Origin of the sequence: Nocardiopsis sp. NPDC007018, from assembly GCF_040635075.1 — a bacterium.
Lineage (GTDB): Bacteria > Actinomycetota > Actinomycetes > Streptosporangiales > Streptosporangiaceae > Nocardiopsis.
In genome coordinates this window covers 24,210-36,759 of sequence record NZ_JBEYHA010000022.1, presented here as the reverse complement: position 1 = coordinate 36,759, position 12,550 = coordinate 24,210, and the positions used below count along the sequence as shown (strand labels likewise).

The window sequence follows — 12,550 nt, the reverse complement described above, 5'->3', positions numbered from 1 at the left end:
CACGGGTATGTCCGGTTGCGGGATGGTTCATGCGTCATTGTGGGGCGGCCGAAACCGAGCGGTTATGGGGAGGACCCGTGCGGCCGCCTAGTCGCGCAGGTAGCGGGTGAACAGGTGGCCCCCGGACTCCAGGAGGCGCGCCAACCGCACGGGCGTGTTCAGGGCGGAGGCGTGCTCCAGTCCGCCGGGTGTTCCCGGGCCGCCGGCGACGATCCGGGGCGACCCGGCGCCCAACAGGTGCGGGCTCACCGTCAGGCAGAGTTCGTCCAGCAGGCCCGCCGCGACGAACTCGGCCAGCAGGTGCGGACCCCCCTCGGTCAGAACCCGGTACAGGCCGCGTTCGGCCAGGGCGTTCACGACGTGCTCCGGGGTCACCGAGACCCCGTCGACCACCACGAGGTCGGCGTGCTCGGCCACGGACCGCCGGAGCGCGGCGGGGGCGTCCGCGACGGTGAACACGATCGTGCGGGCGTCGTCGGGGGCGCCGGTGAGAAGTTCGGCGTCGAGCTCCAGGGAGCGCGACACGACCGCGACACGGGGCGTGGCGGGGCGTCCCTCGCGCAGGTCCGCCCACACCTCGCGCGGCCGCACCGGACGGTAGCCCTCCTTGCGCGCGGTGGCGGCCCCGACCAGGACGACGTCGCACAGGCCCCGGAGCACCCCCATGACCCTGCGGTCCGGGTCCGAGGACAGGTCGCGGCTGCGTCCCGAGGGACCGATCGCGCCGCCGTCGGCGCTGGCCACCATGTTGGCGCGCAGCCAGGGCCGGTCCAGGCCCAACGGGTAGGCGTAGGCCTCCGCCAGGTCGATGTCCTCGGCACCGGGGACGGGTAGGAGTTCGCGGAAGCGGAGGGGTTCGGGCGCTGAGCCCTGGCGGTGTGTACTCGACATGGTCACCCAGGTTAGGGGTGCGGCACTCCGGGGCGGCGCAGGGCCGGGGGCCCGTGGCGGGTCCCCGGCCCCTCGCGCTCCCCACGGACCCCACCGCCGTGGGGAGCGGTGTTCGCGGCGCCCCCGCCGGTCAGCCGCCTCGGTGCGAGGCCCGCCGCAACAGCGTCATGGCGCGGTCGATCACCCGCAAGGGGCCGCCCGCCGTGACGAAAGGACGCTCCCGTACGTCCGGATCAGCGGTGTCCAGTACGGTCTCCCACGCCATGCCGTACTCGGTGCCGGGAAGTTTGAACTCCACGGCCTCCGGGCCGCTGTTGAGCAGGAGGACGAAGGAGCCGTCGCGGATACGGCGCCCGTGCTCGTCGGGTTCGGTGATGGCGTCCCCGTTGAGGAACACCCCCAGCGCACGCTCGCCGCTGTTCCAGTCGGCGCCCTCCATCGTCGACCCGTCCGGGCGCAGCCACGAGATGTCCGGCAGGCCGCCCGACCCCGCGCGTGCGCCCCCCACCGGGCCGCCCTGGAAGAAGCGGCGGCGCCGGAACACCGGGTGCTCCCGGCGCAGCCGCGCCAGCTCGCGCACGTACTCCAGCAGGTCGTTGCCCGGGTAATCGCCGGTGAGTCCCGCTCCCTCCCAGTCGATCCAGGCGATCTCGTTGTCCTGGCAGTAGGCGTTGTTGTTGCCGCCCTGGGTGCGCCCTATCTCGTCGCCGTGCGAGAGCATCACCACCCCCTGCGACAGGTACAGGGTGGTGAGGTAGTTGCGGACCTGCCTGCGGCGCAGGGCCAGGATCGCGGAGTCCTCGGTGGGGCCCTCCACCCCGTGGTTCCAGGAGCGGTTGTCGTCGGTTCCGTCCCGGTTGTTCTCGCCGTTGGCCTCGTTGTGCTTGTCGTTGTAGGAGACCAGGTCGGCCATGGTGAAACCGTCGTGGCAGGTGATGAAGTTGATCGAGGCCACCGGTCTGCGGCCGTCGTCCTGGTACAGGTCGCTGGAACCGGCCAGGCGCGAGGCCAGTTCGCCCTTGACCGGCTCGCCGCGCCAGAAGTCGCGGACGGTGTCGCGGTACTTGCCGTTCCACTCGGTCCACAGAGGTGGGAAGTTGCCCACCTGGTAGCCGCCCGGACCCACGTCCCAGGGCTCGGCGATCAGCTTCACCTGCGAGATCACCGGGTCCTGCTGCACGATGTCGAAGAAGGTGCTGAGCCGGTCGACGTCGTGGAACTCGCGGGCCAGGGCGGAGGCGAGGTCGAAGCGGAACCCGTCCACGTGCATCTCCAGGACCCAGTACCGCAGGGAGTCCATGATGAGCTGCAACGAGTGCGGGTGGCGCACGTTCAGGCTGTTCCCGCACCCGGTGTAGTCGAGGTAGTAGCGCTGGTCCTCGTCGCTGACCCGGTAGTACCCCAGGTTGTCGATACCCCGCCAGGACAGGGTGGGGCCCATGTGGTCGCCCTCGGCGGTGTGGTTGTAGACCACGTCGAGGAGCACCTCGATGCCCGCCTCGTGCAGCGACTTCACCATGGCCTTGAACTCCTGCACCTGCTGCCCGCGCGAACCGCGTGCCGCGTACCCGCTGTGCGGGGCCAGGAAGGCCAGGGTGTTGTAGCCCCAGTAGTTGGTGAGCCCCCGGGCCACCATCGCGTGCTCGGGCACGAAGTGGTGGACCGGCATCAGCTCGACCGCGGTCACCCCCAACGAGGTGAGGTAGCCGATGACCTCGGGGTGGGCCAGGCCCGAGTAGGTCCCCCTCTGGTGTTCGGGCACGGCGGGGTGGCGCATCGTCAGCCCGCGCACGTGCGTCTCGTAGATCACCGTCTGGTGGTACGGGGTGTTGGGACGCTTCTCGTTGCCCCAGTCGAAGAACGGGCTGACCACCACGCACTTGGGTACGTGTTCGGCGCTGTCGGCCGTGTTCTTGCGGGCCGGGTCGGCGAAGTGGTAGCTGAACAGCGACTCGTGCCAGGTCAGGTCGCCGTCGAGCGCCTTCGCGTAGGGGTCGGTGAGGAGCTTGTTCGGATTGCAGCGCAGCCCCTGCTCGGGTGCGTACGGGCCGTGCACGCGGTACCCGTACCGTTGCCCGGGGCCGATCCCGGGCAGGTACCCGTGCCACACGAAGCCGTCGTACTCGGCCAGTGGTACGCGGGTCTCCTCGCCGTCGTCGTCGAACAGGCACAGCACCACCTGTTCGGCGGCCTCGGAGAAGAGTGAGAAATTGGTTCCGGAACCGTCGTAGGTCGCACCGAGCGGATAGGAACTACCGGGCCAGACTTCCACCATAGGCGTCGTCAGTCTCTAGGTTTCGGGGCCCGTAAGGGCGATTTTCGATGGTGACGACTTCTTTCTTCCGCTTCGGCCGCGGAAGTATGCCGAACTGGGCCGATGTTCGTTCCCGGCCGCCCGTTCCGCGTTTTCTGCGGCTTTTGTGCAGTCAATGGAAGGGAAAGGGAAAAGGGTGGGAGGTCCCGTGGCACCCGGGCTCGAGTTCAGCGCCGGGGGCGGGCCCGGTCCAGGATCAGGTCCGTGTCCACGCCCCGGGGCAGGGTCCCGAACACGTGCCCCCACTCGCCGCCCAGCCGGGACGCGGTGAACGCCTCCGCCACCGGTGTGGGAGCGTGGCGCAGCAACACCGACGCCTGGAGGGTCAGCGCCATCAGCTCCACGACCGCACGGGCCCGGTACTGGGCCTCCTCGGGGTCGGCCAGGACACCGGACAGCCGCTTCAGGGCGTCGTCGTAGTGGTCGTCGGACCCGGCGGCGGTGTCGAGCTCGGCGAGGAAGGCCTCCACGGACTCCGGGGCCCTCGCCATCGCCCGCAGCACGTCCAGCGCGGCGACGTTGCCCGACCCCTCCCAGATGGAGTTGAGCGGGGAGTCCCGGAACAGCCGCGGCATGCCCGACTCCTCCACGTACCCGTTGCCGCCCAGGCACTCCAGGGCCTCGGCCGCGTGCGCCGGCTGGCGCTTGGTCACCCAGAACTTGCCCACGGCCACGCCCAGGCGGCGGAAGGCGGCCTCGCCCTCGTCGCCGCGTACCGCGCGGTCCACCGCCCCGGCCAGGCGCGTCATGAGGGCCGTGGCGGCCTCCGACTCCAGGGCCAGGTCGGCCAGGACGTTGCGCATCAGCGGTTGATCGACCAGCGCACGGCCGAAGGCGCTCCTGGTCTCCGCGTGGTGGAGGGCCTGCACCACGGCGGCGCGCATGCCCGAGGCGGAACCGATCACGCAGTCCAACCGGGTGCTGTTGACCATCTCGATGATGGTGGGCACGCCCCGGCCGGGTTCGCCGACCACATGGGCCACCGCGCCGTCGTACTCCAGTTCGGCGGAGGCGTTGGACCGGTTGCCGAGCTTGTCCTTCAACCGCTGGACGAACATCCGGTTCCGGGAGCCGTCGGGCAGCACGCGAGGAACCAGGAAACAGGTCAGCCCCTCGGGGGCCCGCGCCAGGGTGAGGAACACGTCGCTCATGGGGGCGGAGGTGAACCACTTGTGCCCGGTCAGCAGGTGGTGGCCCTCGGCGGTGGCCACGGCGCGCGTGGTGTTGGCGCGTACGTCGGAGCCGCCCTGCTTCTCGGTCATCGACATGCCCGCGAGCAGGCCGCGCTTGGTGAGCGGCGACCGCAGGCCGAAGTCGTAGGTGCGCGCGGTGAGCAGCGGTTCGTACCGCTCGGCCAGCTCGGGGGAGTGGCGCAGGGCGGGCACGGAGGCGTAGGTCATGGAGATCGGGCAGCCGTGGCCGCTCTCCGCCTGCGACCAGAGGAAGAACTTGGCCGCACGGGCCACGTGGGCGCCCTCGCGGTCGTCGGCCCAGGGGGCGGCGTGCAGCCCGTGCTCCACGGCCTGGTCCATGAGCACGTGGTACGCGGGCTGGTAGTCGACCTCGTCCACTCGGTGGCCGTAGCGGTCGTGGGTGCGCAGGACCGGAGGGTAGGAGTTGGCGGCCTCGCCCCACGCGCGCACCCGCTCCGAGCCCGCGGCGTCGCCGACCTCGCGCACGTCCGCCTCGGCCCATCCCGCGCCCTCGCGGCGCAGGCCCTCCAGAAGGGCGGGGTCGTCGGCGGCGCTGTGGTCGCCGAGCGGAGTGGCCTGGTTGAACACTTCGTGTGTGTCGGGCATTCCGGCTCCGATCCTGGTTCGGGGTGGGCGGGTGCCGGAATCCTATCCCCGCCGGGAACACCCGACCGAACCCGGTTCGGTAACGCCGCCGCAACACTTCGGGCCGGTGTGCGCCGGTGCCCGCGCCCCCCGGGTCCGCGCCCGCCCCGGTGCGCGGGTCACGGCCACAGGAGCCCGCGCTCCCACGGTGCGCCGGTGTCCCGGCGCCGGTAGCGCAGGCGCGTGTGGCGCCGGTCCGGGTCCGCCTGCCAGAACTCGACCTCGGTGGGCACCAGCCGGTACAGGCCCCAGTCGTCGGGCACCAGTCCGGGGTCGGCCTCCAGCCGGGCACGGCTCTCCTCGGCGGTCGCGTGGACGGTCTCCAGGGAGTCCAGGGGCTGGCTCTGGCGACCGTGCAGACCCGCCACCCGGCCCTCCAGGGGACGCGCGGAGAAGTCGGCGGCGCGCTCGCGGGCGCCCGCCAGCTCCACGGGGCCGCGCAGCCGCACCTGGCGGCCCTGTGGCCCCCAGAAGAAGAGGAGCGCGGCCCGGGGGTTCTCGGCGAGCTCGCGGCCCTTGACCGAGGACGTGGTGGTCGCGAAGGACCAGCCCTCGTCGGTGAGGTCCTTCAGGATGAGCACACGCGCGGACGGCGTCCCGTCGGCGCCCGCCGTGGCCAGCGTCATCGCGTGCGGCTCGGGCACCCCTGCCGCGATCGCCTCGCCCAGCCACTCCACGAACAGCTCCACCGGGTCGTCCGGCGCGGTGGAGGGGTCGAAGGCGGCCAGCGGGCCCGCGAAGACCCGCAGCCCGCGCAGCATGTCCCGGATACCCTCACGCTCGGCCATCCACTTCTCCGTCCACTCGGTCCGGGCCCCGAAGCTACCTCCGAAACGTCGGTGCGGTCCAGCAGTATGGGCCGTGCCGATCCCACAGCCCCACCCCCATCCCCATCCCCGAGGAGAAGACCATGGGCCACCACGCCACCGGACCCGACCCCGACGCCCTGCTCGCCGACATGCGGTCCGACCCCTACTTCCCCGCCCACCTCGTCGAGCGCGGCCGGGCGATCCTGCTGGCCCTGTGCGCCCGGATCGAGGCCGACCGCCCGGCCGACCTCGCGGAGCTCTACGTCCTCACCCACGCGGCCACCGAGGAGTTCAACTCCCTTGAGGAGGAGTTCGACGCCGCCGGAAGCGAGATCGAGACCGTGGCCAGAGAGGACATCGGCGGCTCCTTCTGGCTGGTCGCGGCCGCATACGGCTTCACCGACGCCGACCCCGAGGAGCTCGTCGCGCCCCGGGACTGGTGACCGGGGGCGCCCCGCCCGGTTTCGCACCGAACGTCCCCCGGTACGATGCGCGGGCCGTGGCGGTCCGGACCCGTCACGGGATGCGAACGGCGGGTGCGCACCGGGCCCGCGACGAGGGGGAACATGGCTGACGCGGCACCGACCGGACACACGGGGTGGCTGTGGGGCCTGTTGGGCAGCGTGGTCCTCACCCACACCGCCCTCAACCTGGTGCGTCCCCTCATCTCCTACCGCACCATCGCGGTGGGCGGCGACGCCGTCGAGATCGGCCTGGTCACCGCCGCCTACGCCCTGCTCCCACTGGTCGTCGCGGTCTCCCTGGGACGCTTCACCGACCGCGCGCCCCGGATCGCCTGGCTCGCGGGGCTCGGCTCGGTCGTCCTGGCCGCTGGCAGCCTCCTCTTGGCCGCGTCCGGGGGGTTGGTCGGGCTGGCCCTGGCCAGCACGGTCGTGGGGGTGGGGCACCTGCTGTGCATGGTCGCGGCCCAGGCCCTCATCGCCCGCTACTCGCGCCCCGAACACCTGGACCGCGACTTCGGCTGGTTCACCGCCGCGGCCTCCCTCGGGCAGCTCGCCGGACCCCTGGTCTCCGGCGCCCTGCTCGCGGACGCCTCCGGCGCGGAACTGCTCTCCGCCACCTCCACCGCGCTGCTGTTGGCCGGGGCGGTGGCCGCCCTGGGCGTCCTGCCGCTGATCCCGCTGGCCCGGCTGCGCCCGCTGCGGCGCACCGCCGAGGAGCGGGCCGCGCCCCCGGTGCCCACGCGCGACCTCCTGCGTCGCCCCGGGATGCCCTCCGCCCTGTTCACCAGCCTCGCGCTGCTGACCGCGGTGGACATCCTGACCGCCTACCTGCCGCTCATCGCCGAGAGCCGGGGGCTGTCGCCGATGCTCGTCGGGGTGCTGCTGAGCCTGCGCGCCGGGGCCTCCCTGCTCTCCCGTCTCACCCTGCCGTGGATGCGGCGGCGGTGGTCGCGCAGAGTCCTGGTGACCACCAGCACCTCCGTGGCCGCCGCCGCGCTCGTCCTGGTGGCGCTGCCGGCGGGCGGGTTCGCCACCCTGGCGACGGTACTCCTGGTGGGCGGGTTCCTGCTCGGCCTGGGGCAGCCCCTGACCATGGCCCAGGTCACCACCCTGGCCCCGGACGGCGCCCGTGGGGCGGCGCTGGCCCTGCGGATCTGGGGCAACCGTCTCGGGCAGGTCGCCGTCCCGGCCGCCGCGGCCGGGGTCGCGGGAGCGGTGGGCGCCCCGGGCGCGCTGCTGTTCTCCGCCGCGATCCTGCTCGCCGCGGCCGTCACCGCGGCCTGACCGCGCACGCGGGCCAACCGCGGCCGGGACGGGCCAGAGGCGGGCGGCCACCGGGACCGCCCGCCTCCTGGGAGGACTCACACGGGGGCCCGCCAGGCCGCCACCGCCGCGTCGTAGCGCTCCCACACCACGTGGGCGAGCTCGGGCGCGTCCCCGAGCGCGTCGACGACCACCGAGGCCCCGGCCGCCACCGACTGCGCCCGCACCCGGTCGGAGAAGAACCCGGGGGCCAACAGGTAGCCGCTGACCGCCACCCGGCGGTGGCCGCGCGCGAGCAGGTCCCGCACCGCATCGCCCGGGGTCGGCTCGGCCGCCGAGGCGTAGGCCGCCACGACCTCGCCCCAGGGGCCCCGCTCGGCCAGTTCGCGGGTCATCGAGGCGATCACCGCGTTGGCCCCGGCATCACTCGACCCCGCCGACGCCAGCACCAGCGCCGTGTCCGGATCGGCGCGTGCCCCGGCCTCGGCCAGCCGCCGTTCCACCGCGTCGAGCAGCAGCGGGTGCGGACCCAGCGTGTCCGCGTAGCCCAGACGCAGCCAGGGGCCCCGTGCGCGGGCCCGGTCGAGGACCGAGGGCAGGTCCACCTTGCTGTGGAAGGCGGCCGTGAGCAGGGCGGGCAGGACCACCGCCGCGCCGGCGCCGCCCGAGGCCAGCCCTTCCAGGGCCTCCTCGACCCCGGGGGCCGCGTGGTCCAGGAAGGCCACCCGCACGTCCCGGCCGGGCCTCAGGGCGCGCACCCGGTCGAAGAGGGCGGTGACCGCCCGCGCCGACCTCGGGTCGCGGCTCCCGTGCGCCACGGCCAGCAGCGGCACCGAGACGCCCGGTCGGGGCCCCGTCGCCGCGCTCATACGTGGATTCCGCACTCGGTCTTGCCGGTCCCCGCCCACCGGCCGCTTCGAGGGTCCTCGCCCGGAGCCACCCGGCGGGTGCACGGCTCGCATCCGATGGAGGGGTAGCCGTCGTACTGGAGCGGGTTCACCATCACCCCGTGCTCGGCCATGTAGGCGTCCACGTCGTCCCGGGTCCACCGGGCGATGGGATTGACCTTGGTCATCCGCCGCCGTCGGTCCCACTGCACGACCGGGGTGTCGCGGCGGGTCGGCGAGTCCTCCCGGCGCAGCCCCGTCAGCCACGCCGAGTACGGCTCCAGCGCCCGCCGGAGGGGCTCCACCTTGCGCAGGTGGCAGCAGATCCCGGGGTCGCGTCCGTGCAGCCGGGGGCCCAGGGCCAGGTCCTGCTCGGCCACGGTCCGCGAGGGCTCCACGTTGATCAGGTTGATGTCGTAGACGGAGGCCACGGCGTCACGGGTGCCGATGGTCTCGGGGAAGTGGTACCCGGTGTCCAGGAAGATCACGTCGATGCCGGGCGCGGTCCTGGACGCGAGGTCCACCATGAGCGCGTCCGCCATGGAGGACGTCATGCAGAGCTGGGAGCCGAAGGTCCGGGCGGCCCACGCGATGATCTCCGGGGCCGAGGCCTCCTCCAGCTCGCGCGCGGCCCGTTCGGCCAGCTCCGGTCCGCCCGTCGTGGTGATGGTGGCGTTCATTCGTTGCCTTCCGTCGGTCTGGAGGGGGCTCCGCCCGCGGAGAACGAGGCGGAGCGCAGGCCCACGTACTTCACCCGGAACACCCGGGCGCACGACAGGCACGCCCAGGGGTAGCCCTCTCCCCTGACGGCGGCACCCTCTTCGGGCACCAGGTCCTCGTCGCCGCAGTAGGGGCAGTAGTAGGGTGCGGCCCTCTCGGACACGGCACACCCCTTTCTTCCGGTCGACCCGGCCCCGGGGTACGGGGGCCGGGCGGGCCCGGGCGGCGCACCGCCCGGGCCCTGGGTGTCAGGTGGTCGCTACTTCAGGTCCGCGTCGTCGGCGCGGCCCGCCCAGGCGGCGAAGGTCTCGCCGTCCTCGCGCTGGGCCCGGAAGCGCCGAAGGACCCGCTCGACGTAGTCCGGCAGGTCGTCGGCCGTGGTCTTCAGACCGCGGATCTTCTTGCCGAAGGCCTGAGTCAGTCCCATGCCGCCGCCGAGGTGGATCTGGTAGCCCTCCACCTGCTCGCCCCGGTCGTTCATGACCAGCTGGCCCTTGAGACCGATGTCGGCGACCTGGATGCGCGCGCAGGAGTTCGGGCACCCGTTGACGTTGATGGTCACCGGTTCCTCGAAGTCCGGGAGCCGCTTCTCCAGCTCGTCGATGAGCGTCGCGGCGCGGTCCTTGGTCTCCACGATCGCCAGCTTGCAGAACTCGATGCCGGTGCACGCCATCGTCTGGCGGCGGAACACGCTCGGATGGACCTGGAAGTCCTCGGCCTCCAGCGCGGCCGTGATCGACGGTACCCGCGCCTCCTCGACGTCGAGGACGACCAGCTTCTGGTCGGCCGTCGTGCGGATGCGGTCCGACCCGTGCTCCTCGGCGATCTCCGCCACCCGCAGCAGCGAGGTGCCCGAGACCCTCCCCACCCGGGGGGCGAAACCCACGGAGAAGCGGCCGTCGCGCTGGCGGCGCACGCCCACGTGGTCGCGGCGCACCCCCGGGTCCAGCACCGGTTCGGGGCCGTCGGGCAGCGCGTAGCCGAGGTACTCCCGCTCCAGGACCTCCCGGAACCGCTCCGGCCCCCACTCCTTGATCAGGAACTTGATCCGGGCCCGGGTGCGCAGGCGGCGGAAGCCGTAGTCGCGGAAGATCCCGCAGACCCCGGCCCACACCTCGCTCACCTGGTCCGGGCGCACGAACGTGCCCAGACGCTGGGCGAACATCGGGTTGGTGGACAGCCCGCCGCCCACGAACAGGTCGTACCCGGCCTCACCCGACGCGTTTCGCACCCCCACGAACGCCACGTCGTTGATCTCGTGGTTCACGCAGTGCACGCTGCACCCGGACAGCGACGTCTTGAACTTGCGGGGCAGGTTCGAGAAGAGCGGGCTGCCGATGTGCTCGGTGTAGATCTGCTCGATCTGCTCCGAGGGGTCCAGGACCTCGTCCTCGGCCACCCCCGCCAGGGGGCACCCCAGGATCACGCGCGGGGTGTCGCCACAGGCCTCCGTCGTGGACAGGCCCACCGACTCCAGCTTCTCCCAGATCGCGGGCACGTCCTCCACACGAATCCAGTGGTACTGCACGTTCTGCCGGTCGGTGATGTCGGCGGTGTCGCGTCCGTGGTCGCGGGAGATCTCCGCGACCGCGCGCAGCTGCGCGGCGGTCAGCTGGCCGCCGTCGATGCGCACGCGCAGCATGAAGTACCGGTCGTCGAGCTCCTCGGGCTCCAGCACGGCGGTCTTGCCGCCGTCGATGCCGGGGGCGCGCTGGGTGTAGAGCCCGAACCAGCGGAAGCGCCCGCGCAGGTCGGCCGGGTCGATCGAGTCGAACCCGCCCTTGGCGTAGACGTTGATGATCCGGTCGCGGACGTTGAGCCCGTCGTCGTTCTTCTTGTTCTCCTCGTTCTTGTTCAGCGGTTCGCGGTAGCCGAGGGCCCACTGGCCCTCGCCACGGCGACGCCGGGGGGCGGCTCCCGTGGGGGATGTGCCGGGCTGCGCGGAAGAGGGAGGCATCGCGGGTGTCTCCGTTGGGGTCGCGGGGTGCTCACGGACCCGGTGCCCGCACCACAGGCCCGTGGACACCGCACGTCGTCGTGGCGGGTGTCACGGGTGGAATCCGTGTGTGGGAGTTCGCGAGAGGGGGGAGCGCCGGGGCCGCGCGCACCCCTGAGTCACGGGTGCGTCAAAAGGCGGCGAGAAGTTATCCGACGCTGCAACAGATGGCGCTGCTGACCCGCAGGAAGTCCACGTGGCGGCGCACGCGGAGCATGGGGTCGAGAACAGCGTTCATGCCTCGAGAATGTCACGGGGGTCCGGGCCTTGTCCAGGCGGGCCGGAGGGGCTCCGATGTGAGTCACGTCATGCTCCCGGTGTCCCGGTCGTGCCGCGGAGCGCTAACGTTCTCCCTGTGGTGGGATTCTGGGAGGGCCTGTGGCGTATGGTCGACGCCTGGCAGCGCCGTCGTCCCGTCGTTCACAACGCCGTGCTGCTCGTCGCGCGCACCGTCCGCGCCCTCTCCCGTGAACGGGTGGTGGGTCTGGCCGCGGAGTCGGCCTTCTTCGCCCTGATCTCCCTGCCCGCCCTGCTCCTGTGCCTGCTGGGCGCCCTGGGGCCGCTGGCGATGGTGTTCGGCCAGGGCCTCGTGGAGGAGATCCGCGAGTGGCTGCTGGACCTGGCGGCACGCATCCTCACACCCGCCACCGTCGAGAGCGTGGTGGAACCCCTGGTGGACGACTTCCTCGGCGGCGTGCCGGGCGGGGTCCTGTCGGTGACCTTCCTGGTCTCCCTGTGGTCGGGTTCGCGGGCGATGAACGTGTTCATCCGCTCCATCACCATCTCCTACGGTCTGGACGAGCTGCGCGGGTGGCTGTGGCAGCGGGTACTGGCCTTCTTCGCCTACCTGGGAGGGCTGCTGTTCGCCGTCGTGGTGCTGCCGGTGATGGTGGCCGGTCCCGACATCGTCCACGAGCTGCTGCCGCTCACGGTGGGGCGCCTCAACCTGTTCTACTGGCCGCTGGTGGGTCTGCTCGTGACGGCGGCGGTGACGCTGCTGTACGCGCTCAGCGTCCCCGTGCGGACCCCGCTCCGACGTCACCTTCCGGGGGCGCTCCTGGCCACCCTGGTGCTCCTGGCCGGTTCCGCGGGGCTGCGGGCCTACCTGGACGCCTCCTTCGGCCAGGTGTCCATCTACGGGTCGCTGTCCGCCCCCATCGCGATCCTGGCCTGGCTGTACGTGATGGCCATCGCGGTGCTGGTGGGGTCCTCGCTCAACTCCGAGATCGACGCCCTGTGGCCGACGGTGCGTACCGCCGCCGCCCGCGCGGAGCTCGCCAACCGCCGCTTCGAGCGGGCCGACCGGCTCGCCCAGCGCCGCGAACAGGCGGTCATCGACACGTTGAACAGCCGCTGACAGGAAACGGC

At 72.4% G+C, this 12,550-nt stretch carries 12 protein-coding genes; 3 read left to right on the top strand and 9 right to left on the bottom strand.

What is annotated here, in order from left to right:
- Positions 1 to 87: 87 nt before the first annotated feature.
- The 4 genes from ABZ635_RS14675 to ABZ635_RS14660 form a co-directional block, all read right to left on the bottom strand.
- Positions 88 to 891, bottom strand: a complete 804-nt coding sequence (locus ABZ635_RS14675) for a pyrimidine reductase family protein (RefSeq protein ID WP_357764359.1) — start codon at positions 889 to 891, stop codon at positions 88 to 90.
- A 130-nt stretch (positions 892 to 1,021) separates the two neighbouring features.
- Positions 1,022 to 3,166: a glycogen debranching protein GlgX gene (gene glgX / locus ABZ635_RS14670; RefSeq protein ID WP_357764356.1), complete on the bottom strand. Its 2,145-nt coding sequence runs from the start codon at positions 3,164 to 3,166 to the stop codon at positions 1,022 to 1,024.
- 206 nt (positions 3,167 to 3,372) lie between these two features.
- The gene (locus ABZ635_RS14665) at positions 3,373 to 5,004 is read right to left on the bottom strand and encodes an acyl-CoA dehydrogenase family protein (RefSeq protein WP_357764354.1); all 1,632 of its coding nucleotides are present in this window, start codon (positions 5,002 to 5,004) and stop codon (positions 3,373 to 3,375) included.
- 158 nt (positions 5,005 to 5,162) lie between these two features.
- Positions 5,163 to 5,831 carry a pyridoxal 5'-phosphate synthase gene (locus ABZ635_RS14660; RefSeq protein ID WP_357764351.1) on the bottom strand — a complete coding sequence of 223 codons (669 nt, stop codon included), beginning with the start codon at positions 5,829 to 5,831 and terminating at the stop codon, positions 5,163 to 5,165.
- A gap of 122 nt (positions 5,832 to 5,953) precedes the next feature.
- Here ABZ635_RS14660 and ABZ635_RS14655 point away from each other — a divergent pair, with 122 nt between their 5' ends.
- On the top strand, positions 5,954 to 6,295 hold the full coding sequence (locus ABZ635_RS14655) for a DUF5713 family protein (RefSeq protein WP_357764349.1): 342 nt from the start codon (positions 5,954 to 5,956) through the stop codon (positions 6,293 to 6,295).
- 123 nt (positions 6,296 to 6,418) lie between these two features.
- The gene (locus ABZ635_RS14650; protein ID WP_357764346.1) at positions 6,419 to 7,600 is read left to right on the top strand and encodes an MFS transporter; all 1,182 of its coding nucleotides are present in this window, start codon (positions 6,419 to 6,421) and stop codon (positions 7,598 to 7,600) included.
- Between the two features lie 77 nt (positions 7,601 to 7,677).
- Here ABZ635_RS14650 and ABZ635_RS14645 read toward each other — a convergent pair whose 3' ends face one another.
- From ABZ635_RS14645 to ABZ635_RS14625, 5 genes are all read right to left on the bottom strand, one after another.
- The gene (locus tag ABZ635_RS14645) at positions 7,678 to 8,448 is read right to left on the bottom strand and encodes a sirohydrochlorin chelatase (RefSeq protein WP_357764344.1); all 771 of its coding nucleotides are present in this window, start codon (positions 8,446 to 8,448) and stop codon (positions 7,678 to 7,680) included.
- On the bottom strand, positions 8,445 to 9,146 hold the full coding sequence (locus ABZ635_RS14640; RefSeq protein ID WP_357764341.1) for a phosphoadenylyl-sulfate reductase: 702 nt from the start codon (positions 9,144 to 9,146) through the stop codon (positions 8,445 to 8,447). Before ABZ635_RS14640 ends, ABZ635_RS14645 begins: the two co-directional genes overlap by 4 nt.
- Positions 9,143 to 9,349, bottom strand: coding sequence for a hypothetical protein (locus ABZ635_RS14635; RefSeq protein WP_357764338.1), 207 nt, complete (start codon positions 9,347 to 9,349; stop codon positions 9,143 to 9,145). Before ABZ635_RS14635 ends, ABZ635_RS14640 begins: the two co-directional genes overlap by 4 nt.
- A 96-nt stretch (positions 9,350 to 9,445) precedes the next feature.
- Positions 9,446 to 11,143, bottom strand: coding sequence for a nitrite/sulfite reductase (locus ABZ635_RS14630; RefSeq protein WP_357764335.1), 1,698 nt, complete (start codon positions 11,141 to 11,143; stop codon positions 9,446 to 9,448).
- A 187-nt stretch (positions 11,144 to 11,330) separates the two neighbouring features.
- Positions 11,331 to 11,420, bottom strand: a complete 90-nt coding sequence (locus tag ABZ635_RS14625) for a putative leader peptide (protein WP_338042027.1) — start codon at positions 11,418 to 11,420, stop codon at positions 11,331 to 11,333.
- 117 nt (positions 11,421 to 11,537) lie between these two features.
- Here ABZ635_RS14625 and ABZ635_RS14620 point away from each other — a divergent pair, with 117 nt between their 5' ends.
- Positions 11,538 to 12,539, top strand: coding sequence for a YihY/virulence factor BrkB family protein (locus ABZ635_RS14620; protein ID WP_357764331.1), 1,002 nt, complete (start codon positions 11,538 to 11,540; stop codon positions 12,537 to 12,539).
- The last annotated feature ends 11 nt before the right edge of the window (positions 12,540 to 12,550 follow it).

Excerpts from the sequence above, each read along its gene's own strand:
- ABZ635_RS14675 (WP_357764359.1), bottom strand. The coding sequence starts at position 891 with ATGTCGAGTACACACCGCCAGGGCTCAGCGCCCGAACCCCTCCGCTTC.
- glgX (WP_357764356.1), bottom strand. The coding sequence starts at position 3,166 with ATGGTGGAAGTCTGGCCCGGTAGTTCCTATCCGCTCGGTGCGACCTAC.
- ABZ635_RS14665 (WP_357764354.1), bottom strand. The coding sequence starts at position 5,004 with ATGCCCGACACACACGAAGTGTTCAACCAGGCCACTCCGCTCGGCGAC.
- ABZ635_RS14660 (WP_357764351.1), bottom strand. The coding sequence starts at position 5,831 with ATGGCCGAGCGTGAGGGTATCCGGGACATGCTGCGCGGGCTGCGGGTC.
- ABZ635_RS14655 (WP_357764349.1), top strand. The coding sequence starts at position 5,954 with ATGGGCCACCACGCCACCGGACCCGACCCCGACGCCCTGCTCGCCGAC.
- ABZ635_RS14650 (WP_357764346.1), top strand. The coding sequence starts at position 6,419 with ATGGCTGACGCGGCACCGACCGGACACACGGGGTGGCTGTGGGGCCTG.
- ABZ635_RS14645 (WP_357764344.1), bottom strand. The coding sequence starts at position 8,448 with ATGAGCGCGGCGACGGGGCCCCGACCGGGCGTCTCGGTGCCGCTGCTG.
- ABZ635_RS14640 (WP_357764341.1), bottom strand. The coding sequence starts at position 9,146 with ATGAACGCCACCATCACCACGACGGGCGGACCGGAGCTGGCCGAACGG.
- ABZ635_RS14630 (WP_357764335.1), bottom strand. The coding sequence starts at position 11,143 with ATGCCTCCCTCTTCCGCGCAGCCCGGCACATCCCCCACGGGAGCCGCC.
- ABZ635_RS14625 (WP_338042027.1), bottom strand. The coding sequence starts at position 11,420 with ATGAACGCTGTTCTCGACCCCATGCTCCGCGTGCGCCGCCACGTGGAC.